This is a genomic window from Pseudomonas sp. LARHCG127, assembly GCF_052871455.1.
In genome coordinates this window covers 43,883-63,139 of sequence record NZ_JBIXJT010000014.1, presented here as the reverse complement: position 1 = coordinate 63,139, position 19,257 = coordinate 43,883, and the positions used below count along the sequence as shown (strand labels likewise).

Sequence of the window (19,257 nt, the reverse complement as noted above, 5' to 3'; positions counted from 1 at the left end):
GCAGGGCTAGACGGGCTGGCCCCGGTCGATCTTGCTGCTGAGGATGATCGAGGTGGTGGTTTTCTCGACACCGTCCACGCTGCCAATCTGGTCCAGCAGTTGATCCAGCTGTTCTGGAGAGTCGGTGCGCAGCCAGGCGACGTAGTCGAACTCGCCACTGACCGCACACAACTGTTGGACCTGGGCCATGGCGCTCAAACGTCGCAGCACGTCCTTGCCGGAGCGCGGTTGGACCTTGATGCCGACGTAAGCCTGCAGGCCGCCGTCAATCACCCGTTGGCCCAGGCGCACGCCATAGCCGGTAATCACCTTGGTCTTTTCCAGGCGCGCCAGCCGCGACGTCACGGTCGTGCGGGCGATGCCCAGTTGCCGAGCCAGCATCGCGACGCTTTCCCGGGCGTTGATTTGTAGCGCCGCGATCAGTTGCCGGTCGATTTCGTCGAGGACGGGGGGGCGGGTGTCAGTCAAGGTGGGCTCCGGCGCAGGCATCGATGGCGGCATGTTACAGGCTCTCATGGGCGAAGTAGCCAACGGCAGGCAAAGCCAGTGCGCGCCAGGCGCAGGCCAGGTGCGTCTGTGACGTCCTGAGCCAGAAACCGTCCTGGCAAACCAACTGTTCAGCGGGCAACTGCAACAGAGCATCCAGGGAGAACGCCTGCACTGAACCAGGGTCGTCATCGTCTTCGGCTGCCCAATCGCGCTCAAAGCAACGTACATGCAGTTGCTCGTCGAAGCGTTCAAACAGCGGTCGGTTGCCCAGCCATTGTGGGTGCACCCGCAACGTGTGCTGCTGGACGTCCAGAAGCAATAATTGCCAGCCCCGGTAGCTGCCACACAGTTCTGCCGCATCGGTCGCCATGCAAGTCAGGGCGAGATAACGGGCATCCGTCGACCAGATCATCGAGGGCGCCAAGTCGACCAACGCGCAGCCTGAGACTGTCAGCAAATGGCCTCCGAGCCGGGGCGTCTGGGCACGCACCCAACTGTCGGCATATTCCGTTTCGCTGCCGAACAACCAGGCGGCATCCCGGTGGTCAGGCGCGGGCAGGATGAAGTCGCCGTCGGCGTTGGCCACTTGCGGGCAATCCACCAGGCGCCAGGGGGCGATGCTGTGCAATTGTGGACCCGTCACCTGCAGCTCCACGGTGTTGTAGAACAGCCGGGAACGTTCGTCGGGATGAAAGAATGCAGGATCACCGCCAATCGGCGGCGCAGGAATGTTGAAGCGTTGCAGTGCGCTGCTGTCCAGATCCTGGTCAAGACGACCGGCTACCACCGCCAGGCTCAGCCGGCCATCACGAAAATCGAGGATGCGCTGCACCCACATCGGCGGCCCTACCAGCAGGCGTCGATCCTTCACGTCGGCAACCACCCCATGGGTGGTTACGGTCGTTGACTGTTCGAAGGGCAGCAGTGCCAGGTAACGTCCGCAGTCAGAGACGCGGTGATCCAGCAGCCAACTTCCCGGCAAGTGCCAGTCACCGATCTGGCAACGATAGCTTCCCAGCCCGTCGGAATTATCGACAAGCCAGGTCAGCCGCGCGCGTACTCCGTCCTGCATCGGTTGCGTTTCAATGAATGAATCGCCGCGCTGGCCTTGGCTGTCCAACGGCATCGCGATGGTCATGCGGGTCAGCGTAAATTCGCCAACCTGCACGCGACCTTGGGCGTCGTGACCGGCCTGGGTCTCGGTATCGCCGTGGATGCTGTCCAGGCGATAGCCATACCGGCCGGAGCCCGGTCGCGCATAGTCGAGGTACGAGCCGATAAATACGTGATGGGTGTCGAGGCCCAGCAATTCATGCCAGTAGAAGGATGGTTCCGCTTCCCGCCTCACCCAGGGCGACGGCAAGGCCCGCCAGCTGTTGTCGAGCTGCCACAACCAATACTGGTCGCCATCTGCTTGGGCATCCTGCGCCTGAGCCAGGCACACCAGGGCGCGATGATCGCTGCTCCAGATCAACGGCGCATCGGCCGCCATCTGCAGGCCGGACGGTTGCTCGTTGATGCTGATGGTATAGCGCGGGGAAACCAGCGGTTCCAGCGGTTGGGCCAGGTTGCGAAAGGTCGCGGGCAAGGCGATGTCGCCCCGCAGGCAATGCTGACCATCAGGGGAGCGCCGTTCAAAGGTCTGTTGAACCTGTTCGGGATGCCAATCGGATTCCAGCCACAGGTCAGCGAAGGGTAGCAGGTGCGTAACACTGGCCGTCTGGAATAGCTCAGGCAACCGAACTTCGCGAACGCTGTCGTTCACCAGTGGGCTATGACGCCCGCTCAGAACGCCGAGGTCAAAAGCGTCCAGCTCCCAGAGTTCGCTGTCGGCGCAGCGATACACCTGACGCTGCTGGCGGTCGAGAATCAGCAGGCCCCAGTCCTGCCGGGACGGTATTGTCGCGGCGAAGTAGCGCCCGTCGCGGGAGAACAGGGCCGAGGAACCCAAACCGAGAAGGAGGGCGCCATCAGGGAACAGATAGTCGCAATAGGTCGGGCCGCCCATGGCGATTTCGCCGTGGTTGAAGACCCGGATCGGCTCGCCTTCAGGGGTCAGCAATGGCTCATTTCCACCCCAGGCACTCGGCCCTTTGCTGGAAACGGGCGCCAACCCAAGGCGCCGCTCCCAGCGACTGACGCAGGCGAGCCCGACGATGATGCCGACAATCGCCACCAAAATACCCCACCACTCAGGCAACGCCCGACCCAGGCTGAAGCCCAGGCCAAACACCGCGCCGACCGCCAACCGGGCAATGCCCCGGCCCATCGCCAAAAAGCCCAGGCGAGCGGCAAGGCCCATCAGCAATCCGAGGCAGACTACCGCCAGCAAGGCCAATGGGGGCGGCAGTATTGTGACGAAAAAGGCTGGTACCAGCAGGATGCCGAGTTGCCAGAACAGTTCAAGAAACAGGCGGGGGAGGCTGGGGCTGGCGATGATAGGCGTCTCGGTGAGGGAGGGGATTTTTATTGTAATGGAGCGAAAGAGGCTAACGGGGAGAACTGCTCCCTATGGGACACAGCGGTTTTGATTTTTTTACAAGTTAGGTATACGTTACATCTTAATTAGATTGTTGCGTATACAGAACATGGACTATGCCCTTATCACAACGCGTCTTGGCCAGCAGGTCCGGCAGCGCCGCCTGAATCGCGGTCTGACCCAAGCCGATCTCGCTACTTTGGCGGGTATCACCCGGCAGAAGGTCATCGCCATTGAAAAGGGTGACCTGTCGGTGGGCATGCTCGCCTACGCGCGAATTCTGGGAGCTCTGGATTGTGAGTTCGCCGTGGTGCCAGCTGCAATGACCACGCTTGACGAAATCCAGGGAGTGTTCGACTGATGACGACCTTACTACAGGTTGCGGTGCCTGAAGGCGACAGTGGGAAAATGTTTCAGGGCAGTGGTGGAGACTACCTGTTTCGTTATCACGAAGAAGCTAATGCGCAGGCTGCGATCAGTTTATTGATGCCTGTGCGCCTGGATGAATATCGTCATCGAGAACTGCACCCGATCTTCCAGATGAATCTGCCGGAAGGTTACGTCTTGGAGCAGCTACGTAACCGCTTGGCCAAAGTGGCGAACGTCAACTGAGCTGTGTGAGCGGGCACCGAATATGGTTGCGGCAATCAGGCAATGTGCTGAGCCGTTTATGAAAACCTTCGGATAGGGCGTAATCCCTTTCTGAAAACTCAAAAGCCGCGCAATGCGCGGCTTTCAATTTGGTGGGCCCACACGGACTCGAACCGTGGACCAAAGGATTATGAGTCCTCTGCTCTAACCAACTGAGCTATAGGCCCTCAGTAGGCCGCGGATTATAGCGACGGTTTCTCGGCTGTGCTATCCGAAAAATCCGATACGGCCACACGTAGAAACGTTGCGGCGAACTCCTCGGCGCACAGGGGCAGGCTGACGATGTAGCCCTGGATCTGTTCGCAACCCTCTTCGGTCAGGAATTGCTGCTGGGCCAGGGTTTCGACACCTTCGGCGATGATGGTGAACTGCATGCTGCGGCCCAAGGCGATGATTGCCCGCACGATGGCCGCATCGTGGGGGTCATCGGGCAGGCCGCGGACGAAGGACTGGTCGATCTTGAGGATGTCCAGCGGCAGGCGCTTGAGATAACTCAGGGAGGAATAGCCCGTGCCGAAGTCGTCGATGGCCAGTTGCACGCCGAGCTTTTTCAGCTGGTGCAGCACCGTCAGGGCCTCTTCGGCCTGGCTCATGATGAAGTTTTCGGTAATTTCCAGTTGCAATAAGTCGGGCTTGAGTTGGTGTTCGCGCAGCAGTTGTTCGATACGCCCCAGCAAGTTGGGTTGACGCAGTTGGGCGCCGGCCAGGTTGACCGACAGTGGGCCGAGGCTTTCGTAGGTGCTGTTCCATTCGCACAGTTGCCGGCAGGCACGTTCCAGAACCCAGTCACCAATTTGCAGGATCATGCCGTTTTCTTCCGCCAACGGGATGAAGTGTTCGGGCGGGACGTCGCCAAATGTCGGGTGATACCAGCGGATCAGTGCCTCGGCGCCTACCAATCGATTGTCGACGAGGCTGATTTTCGGTTGGAAGGACAGTGACAGCTCGTTGCGTTCAATCGCCCGGCGCAGCTCGTGTTCCAAGGCCACGCGCTCGCTGGCCTGGGCGGTGAGGTCGCGGGTGTATTTCTCCACCCGGTTGCGCCCCTTGGCCTTGGAGCGGTACATCGCCGCGTCGGCATTCTTGACCAGCGTGGCGACGTCGCAGCCATCCTGCGGGTAGAGGCTGGTGCCGATGCTGGCGCTGATGAAGAACTCGTGTTCGCCGGCCTGGAACGGTGCGGTAAAGCAGTTCAACAGTTTCTGGGCGATGTGCTCGGCATCGCTGGGCTGCTGCAGGCCCGGTAGCAGGATAATGAACTCGTCGCCGCCCAGGCGCGCCACGGTGTCGATGTCACGCAACTGCTCGCGCAAGCGCACGGCGATGCCCTTGAGCAGCAAGTCGCCGACCGGGTGTCCGAGGCTGTCGTTGATGTGCTTGAAGCGGTCCAGGTCCAGGAACAGCACGGCACCCTGGCCGCCGTTTTCCTGCTGGCTGTTGAGGGCCGCCAACAAGCGGCTTTCGAACAGCGTGCGATTGGGCAGGCCTGTCAGCGGGTCGTGGTGAGCCTGGTAATCGAGCCGGGCCTGGGCGTGTTTGAGGCTGGAGATATCGGCGAAGACGGCGACGAAATGGGTGATCTGTCGGTCCCGATTGCGTACCGCGCTGATGGTCAGCCAACTGGGGTAGAGCTCGCCGTTCTTGCGCCGGTTGGAGATCTCTCCCTGCCAGTGTCCCTCCGCTGTCAACTGGTGCCACATCGCCGCGTAAAACGCGCTGTCATGCAGGCCGGAAGCCAACAGCCGGGGGGTGTGGCCCAAGGCTTCGGTTTCGCTGTAGCCGGTGATTTCGGTGAAGGCTCGGTTCACGGCGCTGATGTGTTGTTGGGTATCGGTGATCAGCACGCCTTCGGCAGTGCTTTCGAACACGGTGGCGGCCTGTTGCAGTTTTTCCTGCATCAGGTGGCGTTCGGTAATGTCCCGGGCGATGGTCAGCATGCAATCTTCGTTGCCGATGGGCAGCGGGCGGCTGGACACTTCGCAGAGCCGTATCTGCCCGTCGTTGCGACGGATATGGCAGCTGAAATCCCTGACGAAGCCGTCCCGTTTCAGCAGGTCGAGCATCTGTTTGCGCTCGTTGAGATTGACCCAGATGCCCAGGTCCAGGGTAGAGCGGTCCACCGACAGGGCGCTGTTGAAGCCGGTAATGCGGCTGAATCCTTCGTTGACTTCAATCAGCAAGCCATCGCTTTGCCGGGACAGCAGCAATCCATCGGGCGAGGCGTGGAATGCCTTGGCGAACTTCTCTTCGGATGTCTGCAGTTGTTGCTGGGTTTCCTTGAGCTGGCTGATGTCCCGCACCACCACGACCAGGGCGGGTGTCGTGTCGAGGTCGAAGGGCTCGGCGGAGATCAGCCCGGTGAACACCTGGCCATTGCTGCGGCGAAAGGGCATTTCCAGGTTGCGAATGCTGCCGGCCTGCAAGCGCTGCAACAGGCCCGGCCCCACACCCTGGATGCCCCAGATATCCAGTGCGGTTGCGCTACGCCCTATCACGTCTGCGGCACTCAAGCCGATCTGCTCTTCGAAGGCCTTGTTGACCTCCAGCAGGCAACCGTCAAACAGCCGCGCAATCACCAGGATATCCGGGCACTGGCGGAACACCGAGGCAAACTTCTGCTCCGAAAGACGCAGGGCTTCCTCGGTACGCTTGGCTTCACTGATATCGATCATCAGCCCGCGCATCAGCGGTTCGTGCCCGTGTTCGATCAGGCTGACAATATCGCGTACCCACAGACAGCGGCCATCGGCGGTGATCACCCGGTAATCGATGCAGTGGTCGCGCCCGGCCAACACTTCATGATCACAGTAGCTCTGGGCACGGATCAGGTCGGCCGGATGAATGATGTTGCGCCAGAAACCTGGGACCAGCCAATGGGAGAGGGGATAGCCCAACAGGTCTTCGGCGTGGGGCGACACGTAGCTGTAGGTGAAATCGCTGACCCTTGCCTCCCAGGCAATGGCCGACAGGCTCTCCACCAGCCCACGGTAATGGTATTCGCTGCTGCGCAGCTCCTGCTCAAGCTCGACCCGTCGGGCGATCTCCGAACTGAGCCGGCGGTTGATGCGAATCACCACCGCCAATATGCCGACCAGGAGCAGCAGCGCCGGCAGGCCGTACAGCAGCAAGTCCGACCAGAGCTGGCGGTAGTCATGCACATTGCCGACCCATTTCTGCTGGATCTCGGCGACCTCGGCCGGGCTCATGTCCGCGATGACCTTATCCAGGATACTGACCAATATCTTGTTGTCTTGAGGGACGGCCATTGCTAGCTGGTAGCGATAGGGCGTTTCCCCGCTGACATAAAGGCCTTCGAGCTTGAGTTGGCGCAGGCTCCAGACACTGGAAGCCAGATCGCCCACTACCGCATCCACTTCGTCGGTCGCCAGTGCTTGCAGGGCTGAGCTGACGTTGGGCAGTGCCACCAGGTTCAGGTCGGGATGATGGTTGCGTAGCAATTCATGGGGGGCATAGTTCTCCACCACGGCGATCTTCAGCCCGTACAGTTCCTTGAGGTTGTGAGGCCGGGCGCCACCGTGATGAGCCAGGATGACAATGGGGAAGTCCAGGTAGGGGCGGGTAAATGCCAGGTAATTCTGGCGCTCCGGGGTGGACATGATGCCTGGCAAAAGATCGATCTTGCCTTGTGCGACCTGCTCCAGCACGGCCGTCCAACTGACCGGCTCGATGGGGGTGACCTTGACGGCCAATCGTTCACGGATGATCTCGATGTAATCGGCGGCCAGGCCCTGATAACGGCCTTGATCGTCGCGGAACTCAAACGGCGGCCAGGAGGCGTCGACACCCAGGCGCAGGTCGGGGTGGTCCTTGAGCCAGCGGAGCTCCTCGTCGGTGAGCGTCAACGCGCCAGCTGTTGCGGTCCAGGTCATCAATGACAGCAAAAGCGCGGCCGTCAGTCTGGGCATCACTGTCTCGTCATGGCTTGGTGAGGATGAGTCGAGTGTAGACGGGCAACAGGGTGGTGAGGAGCGTAACGAAGGGGATTTTATCTGTGCATGACAAAACCCCCGGCAGGGCCGGGGGTTTTGAAGGTCACTCGTCGAGGAAGGAGCGCAGATGCTCGCTTCGCGTCGGGTGGCGCAGTTTGCGCAACGCCTTGGCTTCGATCTGGCGAATCCGCTCACGGGTCACATCGAACTGCTTACCGACTTCCTCAAGGGTGTGGTCGGTATTCATGTCGATGCCGAAGCGCATGCGCAGTACCTTGGCTTCACGGGCAGTGAGGCCGGAGAGCACTTCGCGAGTCGCTTCCTTGAGACTCTCGACCGTGGCGACATCAATCGGAGACTGCATGGTGGAGTCTTCGATGAAGTCACCCAGATGGGAGTCTTCGTCATCGCCGATCGGGGTTTCCATGGAGATCGGCTCTTTGGCGATCTTCAATACCTTGCGGATCTTGTCCTCAGGCATTTCCATGCGTTCGCCCAGCTCTTCCGGCGTCGGTTCGCGACCCATTTCCTGCAACATCTGCCGGGAAATGCGGTTGAGCTTGTTGATCGTCTCGATCATGTGCACCGGGATACGGATGGTGCGGGCCTGGTCGGCGATCGAGCGAGTGATCGCCTGACGGATCCACCAGGTGGCATAAGTCGAGAACTTGTAGCCGCGACGGTATTCGAACTTGTCCACCGCCTTCATCAGGCCGATGTTGCCTTCCTGGATCAGGTCGAGAAATTGCAGGCCGCGGTTGGTGTACTTCTTGGCGATGGAGATCACCAGGCGCAAGTTCGCTTCGACCATCTCTTTCTTCGCGCGACGGGCCTTGGCCTCGCCGATCGACATGCGACGGTTGATGTCCTTGATCTCGGCGATGCTCAGGCCGGTCTCGGCCTCCAGCGCACTCAGCTTCTGCTGGCAACGAACGATGTCCGGCTGCAGGCGGGCAATGGCTTCAGCGTATTTGCTCTTGCCCTTGGCCAATGCATCGGTCCAGCTTTCGTCGACTTCGTGGCCAGGGAACTGGCGCAGGAAATCGGCACGTGGCATGCGGGCGTCACGCACGCAGAGCTGCATGATCGCGCGCTCTTGCTGACGAAGGCGATCCAGGGCACTGCGAACACGCTCGACCAGGCCTTCGAATTGCTTCGGTACCAGCTTGATCGGCATGAACAGCTCGGCCAGTGCCAACAGCTCGGCGATCGCCTGCTTGTTGTTGCGGCCATGCTTCTTCAGCGCCTTGCGGGTGATTTCCATCTGGTCGGCCACGGCGCCGAAACGCTGTGCGGCGATGACCGGATCCGGACCGCTTTCGGCTTCTTCCTCGTCGTCGCTGGCTTCGGCTTCGTCGTCATCGGTGTCGTCGTCGGCCTTGACGGCTTTCGCGTCGATCGGCGGCGGCACTTCGGCGGCAGGCGGCGCAATGCCGTCGTCCGGGTCGATATAGCCGCTCAGGACGTCAGACAGGCGGCCACCTTCGGTGGTGACGCGGGTGTACTCGGAGAGAATATGGTCAACCGTGCCAGGGAAGTGCGCGATTGCGCCCATCACTTCGCGGATGCCTTCTTCAATACGCTTGGCGATTTCGATTTCGCCTTCGCGTGTGAGGAGCTCTACCGTACCCATTTCACGCATGTACATGCGCACGGGGTCCGTGGTGCGACCAATGTCGGTCTCGACCGCTGCCAACGCTGCGGCCGCTTCTTCAGCGGCCGCCTCGTCGGTATCGGCGTCGGCCAGCATAAGGGCATCCTTATCTGGAGCAACCTCGAATACGTTGATCCCCATGTCGTTGATCATGCGGATGATGTCTTCCACCTGTTCCGGATCTGAAATATCCTCCGGCAGGTGGTCGTTGACCTCCGCGTAAGTCAGGTAGCCCTGCTCACGACCCAATAGGATCAACTCTTTGATACGAGACTGCTGTTGCGCTTTTCCGGACATAACACCCTATCCACTGAAGGTCTTGGCGGGCAAAAAACAAGCCGAGGATTATACCTGAGCTGTGACCTCACGCGCCAGTTGAGGTCGGGTTTGATGCGCAAACATTGCGGCTGAGTAAGTCGCGCAATTGGTTTTTCTCTTCGCTGGTCAACTCGCTCTGGCGAGCTTTTCGCAGAAGTTGTTCCAGGTTTCGCTCGCGTTGGCGGGCGGACAAGCTAGTAATGGTGTCGAAAAACTGTTGTTCAAGGTTGTCTCCCTCAATCAGCCATTCCTTCTCGGCCAGGGCCTTCAAGAGGCGTCCCTGCTCGGTACCGTGCCACCGTGCGATCAACTGGAAAGAGTTTAGCTTGGGGTTCTTCTGCACGGCTTCAAGGAGTGCCACCAGCAACTGTGTATTGCTGTGGTCCTCGGCAGCGAAGTGCCCTGCGTCCTCGACTTTCTCCGCCAGTTGCGGGTGATGCAGCAAGGTGCGCAGGGCGGCCAGTGTTGGTGGTTCGACGGCGGCCGGCACGCGCGGGGCACGTGGTTGGTCGCGATCGCCGCGCTTGCCGTTCTTGTCCCAGGGTTTCTTGTCCCATTTCTTGCCGCCACTGCCGGGTTTTTTCGGCGTCCATTCCTGTTGCGGCGCGTAATCCTGCTGGGGTTGATGATAGTCGGCGAAGTCGGGCATCGCGTCGTAATCGATGCCCGGGTCATACGCCGGCGGCGCCTCCTGGGGGGCGCTGTGCACCAGTTGGTTGACTGCTTCGCTGTTCAGGCCGGTGATCTCGGTCAGGCGCTGGCGCATGAGGGTGCGCAGGTTGGCGCCGGGCACCTTGTCGATCAGTGGCGCCGCGAGGGTGGCCATGTGGGCCTTGCCTTCGAGGGAGCGTGGATCGGCTTCTTCGGTCAGCTGCTGGAAAAAATAGTCGGCCAACGGTTGTGCGTGTTGGTTGATCCTCGCACGGAACGCGTCGGTGCCTTCGGAGCGCACCAGGGTGTCCGGATCCTCGCCCTCGGGCAGGAACAGGAAACGTGCCCGGCGCCCATCCTGCAGGCACGGCAAGGTGGCTTCCAGCGCGCGCCAGGCGGCGTTGCGGCCGGCCTGGTCGCCGTCGAAGCAGAACAGCACGTTGGGCACGACGCGAAACAGGCGCTTCATGTGTTCTTCGCTGGTGGCCGTGCCCAGGGTCGCGACGGCGTTGCGCAAGCCTTGCTGGGCCAGGGCGATCACGTCCATATAGCCTTCGACGACGATGATTTCGTCGAGGTTGCGGTTGTTCTTGCGCGCTTCGTACAGGCCGTAGAGTTCCTGGCCCTTATGGAATACCGGGGTTTCCGGAGAGTTCAGGTATTTCGGCTTGTCGTCGCCTAGCACTCGGCCACCAAAGGCGATGATCCGCCCGCGTGTGTCGCGGATCGGAAACATGACCCGGTCGCGGAAGCGGTCGTAGCGCTTGCCGGTTTCGGCGTTTTCGATCAGCAGGCCGGCGTCGATCATGGCGCGTTGCTGAAGTGTATCGCTGCTTAAGTGCTTGTACAGGTTGTCCCAGCCAGGCGGGGCGAAGCCGAGGCCGAAGTCCCGGGCGATTTCGCCAGTCAGGCCGCGGCCCTTGAGATAATCCACCGCGGCCTTGCGCGCCGGATGGCTTTTGAGGGCCTGGCGATAGAAATCGGCCGCCGCCGTCAGTAGCGGGTAGAGCGGCGAATCGGTCGGTTGGCGCGGCTTGTGTTGTCGACCGCTTTCCTCCCGGGGAATTTCCATGCCCGCGGCTTTGGCCAGTTCTTCGACGGCCTGGGGAAAGTCCAGGTTGTCGTGGTCCATGATGAAGCCGAGGGCGTTGCCGCCGGCACCGCAACCGAAGCAATAGTAGAACTGCTTGTCGGGGCTGACGCTGAAGGAGGGGGTTTTCTCCTTGTGAAACGGGCAGCAGGCGGTGTAGTTCTTGCCTGCTTTCTTCATTTGCAGGCGAGAGCTGACCACGTCGACGATGTCGGTGCGGTTCAGGAGGTCGTCAATAAAGCTCTGGGGAATTAGCCCGGCCATGGCGTTCTCATCATCACTGCGCGAAATAAGGACCCGAAATCGGCAGGCGTAACCGGGTCTGGGTTTGAGGCACGCTGAATCGGTGGCTCGACCGGGTCGTCTGCATCATCGCTGTCGGGAAGTGTATCTGCCGATAATCCACTGACGTTAATAACTATCAGTATTCGACTGTTTGAATGTGTTGCGCTGAGTCCGGTAACGGCCGGTCGGGCCTCGGATAGCTCATGAAGCGGGCACGCAGGTAGGTGCCTTGGGCTGATCGTCGTTAGAGGAATCAGGGTGTGCTCGTCGGTAGCCTTGGAAGGCTCGTCAGGAAAGACGTGCACCGCTGGCAAAAGAGCCAGGTCTGACGCGGTGAAGCGGTTGTCTTGGTCGCGTCTGCGGCTTCGACGGTGAAGCATCAAGCGTTATTCCGCAAATGCCATAAGCCCGGCTTGAAGGCCGGGCTTGGCAGAAGCTTGCTACGGACGTCTGTGTATTAGTACAGACGTACGGCGCGGCGCTGTTCGCGCTGAACTTTCTTGGCGTGACGCTTAACAGCGGCTGCTGCCTTGCGCTTACGCTCAGAAGTCGGCTTCTCGTAGAATTCGCGGCTACGAACTTCAGCCAGAACACCGGCTTTTTCGCAGGAGCGCTTGAAACGACGCAGAGCTACGTCGAAGGGTTCGTTCTCTTTTACTTTGACGGCTGGCATCCAGAGCTACCTTCATTCATTACCGGGGTCAACATCCTCGCGGCAAAAGAGCACTTGAAGACGTCGGTTTTTAAGGGTTGCGGATGTTAACCCCTCAACGCTCGGAATGCAAAGCCTCTGATCGAAAACCGCTGGTCGGGGCACAAAGCGGCGACTATTATGCGCGCCTTCGAATTCAGCCTCTACAAGGCGCAAACCCATGCTAGTACTGGGATTAGAAACCTCCTGCGACGAAACCGGCGTCGCACTCTACGACAGTGAGCGCGGCCTGCTGGCCGATGCGCTGTTCAGCCAGATCGACCTGCATCGCGCCTATGGCGGGGTGGTGCCCGAGCTTGCCTCTCGCGATCACGTCAAGCGCATGCTGCCCTTGATTCGCCAGGTGCTGGCCGAGGCCGGCTGCGTGCCGACCGAGATCGACGGCATCGCCTACACCGCCGGCCCGGGCCTGGTGGGCGCGTTGCTGGTAGGCGCTTCCTGTGCCCAGGCGCTGGCCTTTGCCTGGGGTATTCCAGCCTTGGGCGTGCATCACATGGAGGGCCATTTGCTGGCGCCGATGCTGGAGTCGCAACCACCAGAATTCCCGTTCGTCGCTTTGTTGGTTTCGGGTGGCCATACGCAGCTCATCCGGGTCGATGGAATCGGCCAATACGAGCTGCTCGGCGAAACCCTCGACGATGCCGCCGGCGAAGCGTTCGACAAAACCGCAAAAATGATGGGACTCAATTATCCAGGCGGGCCGGAAATTTCCCGGCTGGCGACGCAAGGGGGCGAGGGGCGTTTCGTGTTCCCGCGGCCGATGTGCGACCGTCCCGGCCTGGATTTCAGTTTCAGTGGGCTGAAGACCTTCGCCCTGAACACCTGGCAGCAGTGCGTCAGCGCCGGGGACGACAGTGAGCAAGCCCGTTGCGACATCTCGCTGGCGTTCCAGCAGGCCGTGGTGGAGACTTTGACCATCAAGTGCAAGCGAGCCCTGAAGCAGGCCGGACTCAAGCGCTTGGTCATTGCCGGCGGCGTGAGTGCGAACAAGGCCTTGCGGACATCGCTGGAGAAAATGCTCGGCGACATGAAGGGCGACGTTTACTACGCCCGGCCGGAGTTCTGCACAGATAACGGCGCGATGATTGCCTTTGCCGGCTGCCAGCGTTTGCAGGCCGGCCAGCAGGAAAGCCTGGCGATCAGCGTGCAGGCGCGCTGGCCCATGGAGCAGTTGGCACCCTTGTGAAACGTTATTTAAAAATGCCGTTCGCGCCCGGCGAACAGGTCGCGTAGATTGCCGCGGTGGCGCCAGACGATCAGGGCGACCAGCGCGGTCATCGGCAGCAAGGCCGCCGGTTCCTGCCAGGCCAGCAGCGGCAGGGTCAGCGGTGTGGCGATCAGCGCGGCCAGGGAGCTGGTGCGGGTCAGGTAGAACGTCAGCAGCCAGGCGCAGACAGCCAGCAGGGCGGCGGGCGGGTACAGGCCCAGCAGCATGCCGGCGGCGGTGGCGACACCCTTGCCGCCACGAAAGCGAAAGTACAGCGGGAATAGATGGCCGATGACGGCACAGACGCCGATCCAGGCCTGTTGCTGCAACGAAAGCCCTGCAAGGCTGGCGATCAATACCGGGACAAGGCCTTTGCAGAGGTCGCCCAGCAGGGTCAGGATGGCAAGTTTGCGTCCGGCCAGGCGCAGCATGTTGGTGGCGCCGGCATTGCCCGAGCCACTCATTCGCGGATCCGGGCGACCGGTCAGGCGGCTGAGCAAAATGGCGAAGGACAGCGAGCCGAGCAGGTAGGCGAGAATCGCCAGTAACCAAAACATGCTAACTATTCCGGGCGAGGACGCCCTGATTCTAACGGGGCATCGCGCCCTTGTCGTGCTGCGGAGAAGAGTGCTTGGACAGAGTGTTTATCGAGGGCCTGGAAGTCGACACGGTAATCGGTGCCTACGACTGGGAGCGAGGCATCCGACAGTGCCTGCGGCTTGACCTGAGCTTCGCCTGGGACAACCGCCCGGCCGCCGCAGGCGACGACCTGACCCTGGCGCTTGACTACGCCAGCGTGTCGTCGCGCATCCAGGCGTTTGCCGAGCAAGCGCAGTTCCAGTTGGTCGAGACCTTTGCCGAGCGGCTGGCCCAGGAACTGATGGATGAGTTCAAGATCACCTGGCTGCGTCTGAAAGTGACCAAGCCTGGCGCCGTACCGGCGGCCAGCGGCGTTGGCGTGGAGATCGAGCGCGGATGTCGCTGACTCAGGTTTTCCTCGGGCTCGGCAGCAATATCGAGCGCGAAACCCATTTGTGCGCCGGGCTTGAGGCCTTGGCTGGATTCCTTGTGGACATGCGCTGTTCAGCCGTATTCGAGAGCCAACCGGTGGGGATCAAGAGCGGGCCGTTCTTCAATTTTGTCGTCTCGGCCTTCACGGATCTGCCGTTGATGGAATTGGACCGTCGCCTCAAGTTCATCGAGGCGGACAACGGTCGCTATGCGCCAGACCGCAAGGGATTGCCGCTGGATATCGACGTGTTGTTGTATGGCGAACAGGTCGGCAACTTCGACGGGTTGATCCTGCCGCGCGCGGAAATTCTCAAGAACGCCTTCGTCCTGTGGCCTTTGTCGTTGATGGCGCCGGATCGAATTCATCCGGGCGTGGGCAAGAGCTTCGCCACGCTGTGGGAAGAGGCGCAGATCGACCAAGTGCTGGCACCGGTGGCTTTCGAATGGCGAGGCCAGCCGCTCACACCATCGAATCTGTTGTGAGACGGCTGCCGTCATCGCGAGCAAGCTCGCTCCCACATTAGGATTTCAGCGTGCACCTATCTTGTGCTCAACGAGATCCACTGTGGGAGCGAGCTTGCTCGCGATGACGGCGGTTGACCTGAAAACGCCTGTCAGTTCGCCGCTTCCTTGTAGGCTTTCAACGCCCTGAGGCGCTCACGCTTGATTGCCTCTCCCAACTGCGGCCCCTTGAAACCCTTCTCCAGCAAAGGCTGCACCGCCACCGCGCGGGCCGCTGCCGCAGCGCCCCGCAGATACTCAGCCTGTGGATAACTTCGCTCTTCGAGCCCCTTGCGCCCCCGTGCATCCATCTCGCATGCCGCAATGAATTCCTCAAAGCGCTGGGGCCGACGGTAAACATCGAAACTTTGCAGCAGCTCAAGCAAAGTAGAGGCCTTCAGCTCAAGCGCACGGTGGCCATGGGTGTGGTACTGGCCAACCAGTAACGCCAGTTCCTGACAGTCTCGCGGTGCCTTGAAGCGTTCGCTGACGGCTTTGATCAGTTTCAGCCCCGTGTGCTCATGGGCGATGTGGCGCGGCCATTCGTGTTGGGGTGTCAGGCCTTTACCCAAGTCATGGAGCAGGCAGGCCCAACGGACCGTTAGCGGCTGTTGATGCAGTGCCGCTTGTTCCAGCACGCTCAAGGTGTGGACGCCGGTATCGATTTCCGGGTGATGGGTTTCAGGCTGCGGCACGCCGAACAGCGCGTCGACCTCGGGCATCAAGATCTTGAGCGCCGTGCAGTCGCGCAACACCTGGATAAATACCTGTGGTTGTTTTTCCATGAGGGCGCGGGAAATTTCTTTCCAGCTGCGCTCGGCCGTCAACGCCTCCAATTCGCCGGACTCACTGAGCTGGCGCATCAGTTCGAGGGTTTCGTCCGCCACCTTGAAACCCAGCGGCGCATAACGTGCAGCAAAGCGGGCAACCCGCAGGACTCGGAGCGGATCTTCGGCGAAAGCGGGGGAAACGTGGCGCAGCACCCGGGCTTCCAGATCGCGCTGGCCGTGGTACGGATCGGTCAGGTTGCCATGGTCATCTTCTGCCATGGCATTGATGGTCAAGTCCCGGCGAACCAGGTCTTCTTCTAAGGTCACTTCAGGGCTGGCATGGAACACGAAGCCGCCATAGCCGCGGCCGCTCTTGCGCTCAGTGCGGGCGAGGGCGTATTCCTCGCCAGTCTTCGGGTCGAGGAATACTGGAAAATCGGCCCCCACAGGGCGAAAACCCTTGGCGAGCATTTCCTCGGCAGTCGCCCCCACCACGACCCGATCGACGTCGGTGACGGGAATGCCCAGCAGGCGATCGCGAACGGCGCCGCCAACTTTATAGATCTGCATAAAAAACCTCCGTTGGTCCGACAGGATAACCTTTGCGTCGGACCTCTGGAGGCGAAAACGGGATCAAAGATGAATGACGGCCAAGTCCAGGCGGCCATAGTCGCCTTCGGCTTGTTCGCTTCTGGGCGGCACATGATGGGTTTTCATCACTTGGTCGCCTTGCAGGGTTTCCAGATGAATATCGAAACCCCAGAGCCGATGCAGGTGCTTGAGCACTTCATCGGTGGAGTCACCAAGAGGCTTACGGTTGTGGGCCTGGTGGCGCAGGGTCAGCGAGCGGTCTCCGCGGCGATCGATGCTGTAGATCTGCACATTGGGTTCGCGGTTACCCAGGTTGTACTGCGCCGCCAGGGTTTCGCGGATGATGCGGTAGCCGCTCTCATCGTGAATGGCAGGAACCACCAAGTCATCTTTCTGATCGTCATCAAGGATGCTGAACAGTTTCAGGTCGCGGATCACCTTGGGTGAAAGGTACTGCAGGATGAAGCTCTCATCCTTGAAGCTGCTCATGGCGAATTTGATCGCGGACAACCAGTCCGAGCCGGCGATCTCAGGGAACCAGTGACGATCTTCCTCGGTAGGGTCTTCGCACATGCGCCGGATGTCGCGGTACATGGCGAAACCCAGTGCATAAGGGTTGATGCCACTGTAGTACGGGCTGTCGAAGCCCGGTTGGAACACCACGCTGGTGTGGGACGTCAGGAACTCCATCATGAAGCCGTCGGTGACCAGGCCTTCGTCGTACAGGTCGTTCATCAGCGTGTAGTGCCAGAACGTGGCCCAGCCTTCGTTCATCACCTGGGTCTGGCGCTGTGGATAGAAATACTGGGCAATCTTGCGCACGATGCGCACGATTTCCCGCTGCCACGGCTCCAGCAACGGCGCATGTTTTTCAATGAAATAGAGAATGTTCTCCTGGGGCTCGGCCGGGAAACGGGCATTGTCTTTTTCGTTGTACTTGTCGGCACCTTTGGGAATGGTGCGCCATAGATCGTTGATCTGTTTTTGCAGGTGCTCTTCGCGGTCCTTCTGGCGCCGACGTTCCTCCTCGGCGGAAATCGGATACGGCCGTTTGTAGCGGTCCACACCGTAGTTCATCAGGGCGTGGCAGGAGTCCAGCAGGTCTTCCACCGCGTCGATGCCGTGGCGCTCCTCGCATTGCATGATGTACTGCTTGGCGAACACCAGGTAATCGATGATCGAACTGGCATCGGTCCACGTGCGGAACAGGTAGTTGCCCTTGAAGAAGCTGTTGTGCCCGTAGCAGGCATGCGCCACCACCAAAGCCTGCATGCAGATGGTGTTTTCTTCCATCAAGTAGGCGATGCACGGGTCGGAATTGATCACGATCTCATAGGCCAGGCCCATCTGGCCGCGGCTGTAGGATTTCTCGGTACTGAGGAAATGCTTGCCGTAGGACCAGTGGTGATAGCCCAGCGGCATGCCGACCGACGCGTAGGCGTCCATCATTTGCTCGGCGGTGATCACCTCGATCTGGTTCGGGTAGGTGTCCAGGGCATAACGGTCCGCGATACGGCTGATTTCGCGGTCGTAGGCCTTGATCAGCTCGAACGTCCATTCGGAGCCGGTGGAAATGGGCTGGCGCTTCTGCTCTTTTTTGGCGGTCATGTCACTAACCTGCGCTGGAAGAGTTCACGGAAGACCGGGTAGATATCCCCGGCCGAGACCAGTTGCTGTTGGGCAAACGTGTCGGAAAATGCTTCGGCAATCCGTTCGTATTCGTACCACAAGGCCTGGTGTTCCCGTGGGGTAATTTCCACATAGGTGTAGTACTGGACGAACGGCATGATTTGGTTGATCAGGATGTCACGACAGATCGGTGAATCGTCGTTCCAGTTGTCACCGTCCGACGCCTGGGCCGCATAGATGTTCCATTCGTTGGCGGGGTAGCGCTCGGCCATGATTTCCTGCATCAGCTTCAGGGCGCTGGACACAATGGTGCCGCCGGTTTCCCTGGAGTAGAAAAACTCCTCTTCGTCCACTTCCCGGGCGCTGGTGTGGTGGCGGATGAACACCACGTCGATCTTGTCGTAATTCCGTTTCAGGAACAGGTACAACAGGATGAAGAAGCGCTTGGCGATGTCCTTGGTCGCCTGGGTCATGGAGCCGGAAACGTCCATCAGGCAGAACATCACTGCCTTGGAACTGGGGTTTGGCTGTTTCACCAGCAAGTTGTACTTGAGGTCGAAGGTGTCGAGGAACGGGACGCGATGGATGCGGGCGCTAAGCTTCTCGATTTCCGCTTCAAGGTCTTGGATATCGCCAAAATTGTCCGGTTCTTCGCGTTTGAGCCGAGCCAGTTCTTCCTTGGCTTCGCGCAGTTTTGCCCGGCTGCTGCCCGACAGCGCGATGCGCCGGGCGTGGGCGGAGCGAAGGGTGCGGATGATGTTGATGCGTGATGGGTTGCCTTCATTGCTGATACCAGCACGCACGGTCTTGAAGGTGTCGGTGCCGGTCAGGTTGCGCTTGACCAGGTTCGGCAGCTCCAGGTCCTCGAACATGAACTCCAGGAATTCCTCCTGGGTGATCTGGAAGACGAACTCATCCATGCCTTCCCCGGAGTTGCCGGCCTTGCCGGGGCCTTTGCCGCCACCTCCGCCCTGGGGACGGGGGATGTGCTCGCCACTGGTGAACTCCTTGTTGCCAGGGTGCACGACGGTCTGCTTGCCGCCGCGCCCATGGTGCAGCACCGGCTCGTCGATGTCGCGGCCGGGGATGCTGATCTGTTCGCCGTGTTCCATGTCGGTAATGGAGCGCCGGCTGACCGCCTCTTCAACGGCCTTCTTGATGTGGTCACGGTAACGCCGCAGAAACCGCTGGCGGTTCACCGTGCTTTTGTTCTTGCCATTAAGGCGTCGGTCGATCACATAGCTCATAGGCCCCTCCGGGGGAGCTTCA

Annotated in this window: 14 protein-coding genes, 1 tRNA gene and 1 pseudogene; 5 read left to right on the top strand and 11 right to left on the bottom strand. The window is 60.5% G+C overall.

Going from position 1 to position 19,257, the window contains the following annotated elements:
* Positions 1-6 precede the first annotated feature (6 nt).
* Together ACIPQ1_RS22360 and ACIPQ1_RS22355 are read right to left on the bottom strand one after the other, a co-directional pair.
* Complete coding sequence (locus ACIPQ1_RS22360; RefSeq protein WP_018607342.1) at positions 7-468, bottom strand: Lrp/AsnC family transcriptional regulator; 462 nt, start codon at positions 466-468, stop codon at positions 7-9.
* 34 nt (positions 469-502) lie between these two features.
* A complete protein-coding gene (locus ACIPQ1_RS22355) occupies positions 503-2,791 on the bottom strand; it encodes a hypothetical protein (RefSeq protein WP_446534791.1) in 2,289 nt (762 codons plus the stop codon).
* A 286-nt stretch (positions 2,792-3,077) separates the two neighbouring features.
* Between ACIPQ1_RS22355 and ACIPQ1_RS22350 the strand changes: the two genes are divergently transcribed.
* Together ACIPQ1_RS22350 and ACIPQ1_RS22345 are read left to right on the top strand one after the other, a co-directional pair.
* Positions 3,078-3,329 carry a helix-turn-helix transcriptional regulator gene (locus tag ACIPQ1_RS22350; protein ID WP_250962128.1) on the top strand — a complete coding sequence of 84 codons (252 nt, stop codon included), beginning with the start codon at positions 3,078-3,080 and terminating at the stop codon, positions 3,327-3,329.
* Positions 3,329-3,577: pseudogene (locus ACIPQ1_RS22345) on the top strand (HipA N-terminal domain-containing protein); the annotation flags it as partial. The gene ACIPQ1_RS22350 and the pseudogene ACIPQ1_RS22345, both read left to right, overlap by 1 nt.
* 132 nt (positions 3,578-3,709) lie before the next feature.
* Here the strand turns inward: ACIPQ1_RS22345 and ACIPQ1_RS22340 are convergent.
* The 5 genes from ACIPQ1_RS22340 to rpsU form a co-directional block, all read right to left on the bottom strand.
* A tRNA-Ile gene (locus ACIPQ1_RS22340) sits at positions 3,710-3,786 on the bottom strand.
* A 15-nt stretch (positions 3,787-3,801) separates the two neighbouring features.
* Positions 3,802-7,545, bottom strand: coding sequence for a bifunctional diguanylate cyclase/phosphodiesterase (locus ACIPQ1_RS22335; RefSeq protein ID WP_411385792.1), 3,744 nt, complete (start codon positions 7,543-7,545; stop codon positions 3,802-3,804).
* Positions 7,546-7,672: 127 nt separating this feature from the next.
* Positions 7,673-9,520: an RNA polymerase sigma factor RpoD gene (gene rpoD, locus ACIPQ1_RS22330; protein WP_250962129.1), complete on the bottom strand. Its 1,848-nt coding sequence runs from the start codon at positions 9,518-9,520 to the stop codon at positions 7,673-7,675.
* Between the two features lie 67 nt (positions 9,521-9,587).
* Positions 9,588-11,546 carry a DNA primase gene (gene dnaG, locus ACIPQ1_RS22325; protein ID WP_024616738.1) on the bottom strand — a complete coding sequence of 653 codons (1,959 nt, stop codon included), beginning with the start codon at positions 11,544-11,546 and terminating at the stop codon, positions 9,588-9,590.
* A 478-nt stretch (positions 11,547-12,024) separates the two neighbouring features.
* Complete coding sequence (gene rpsU / locus ACIPQ1_RS22320; RefSeq protein WP_002551877.1) at positions 12,025-12,240, bottom strand: 30S ribosomal protein S21; 216 nt, start codon at positions 12,238-12,240, stop codon at positions 12,025-12,027.
* A gap of 199 nt (positions 12,241-12,439) precedes the next feature.
* On the opposite strand from rpsU, the gene tsaD reads away from it, so the two are divergent.
* The gene (gene tsaD, locus ACIPQ1_RS22315; protein ID WP_446534790.1) at positions 12,440-13,465 is read left to right on the top strand and encodes a tRNA (adenosine(37)-N6)-threonylcarbamoyltransferase complex transferase subunit TsaD; all 1,026 of its coding nucleotides are present in this window, start codon (positions 12,440-12,442) and stop codon (positions 13,463-13,465) included.
* A gap of 8 nt (positions 13,466-13,473) precedes the next feature.
* On the opposite strand, the gene plsY is transcribed toward tsaD, so the two are convergent.
* Positions 13,474-14,043 carry a glycerol-3-phosphate 1-O-acyltransferase PlsY gene (plsY, locus tag ACIPQ1_RS22310; RefSeq protein ID WP_003206189.1) on the bottom strand — a complete coding sequence of 190 codons (570 nt, stop codon included), beginning with the start codon at positions 14,041-14,043 and terminating at the stop codon, positions 13,474-13,476.
* Between the two features lie 74 nt (positions 14,044-14,117).
* On the opposite strand from plsY, the gene folB reads away from it, so the two are divergent.
* Together folB and folK are read left to right on the top strand one after the other, a co-directional pair.
* Positions 14,118-14,471, top strand: coding sequence for a dihydroneopterin aldolase (folB, locus tag ACIPQ1_RS22305; protein WP_039590767.1), 354 nt, complete (start codon positions 14,118-14,120; stop codon positions 14,469-14,471).
* Complete coding sequence (folK, locus tag ACIPQ1_RS22300; protein WP_186729599.1) at positions 14,462-14,980, top strand: 2-amino-4-hydroxy-6-hydroxymethyldihydropteridine diphosphokinase; 519 nt, start codon at positions 14,462-14,464, stop codon at positions 14,978-14,980. Before folB ends, folK begins: the two co-directional genes overlap by 10 nt.
* A gap of 131 nt (positions 14,981-15,111) precedes the next feature.
* On the opposite strand, the gene ACIPQ1_RS22295 is transcribed toward folK, so the two are convergent.
* From ACIPQ1_RS22295 to ACIPQ1_RS22285, 3 genes are all read right to left on the bottom strand, one after another.
* Positions 15,112-16,338 (bottom strand): multifunctional CCA addition/repair protein, encoded by a 1,227-nt coding sequence (locus ACIPQ1_RS22295; RefSeq protein WP_446534789.1) that lies wholly within the window; start codon positions 16,336-16,338, stop codon positions 15,112-15,114.
* Between the two features lie 63 nt (positions 16,339-16,401).
* Positions 16,402-17,967, bottom strand: a complete 1,566-nt coding sequence (locus tag ACIPQ1_RS22290) for a SpoVR family protein (protein ID WP_411385790.1) — start codon at positions 17,965-17,967, stop codon at positions 16,402-16,404.
* Positions 17,964-19,235: a YeaH/YhbH family protein gene (locus tag ACIPQ1_RS22285; protein ID WP_003206179.1), complete on the bottom strand. Its 1,272-nt coding sequence runs from the start codon at positions 19,233-19,235 to the stop codon at positions 17,964-17,966. The genes ACIPQ1_RS22290 and ACIPQ1_RS22285 overlap by 4 nt, the downstream gene beginning before the upstream one ends.
* Between the last annotated feature and the right edge of the window lie 22 nt (positions 19,236-19,257).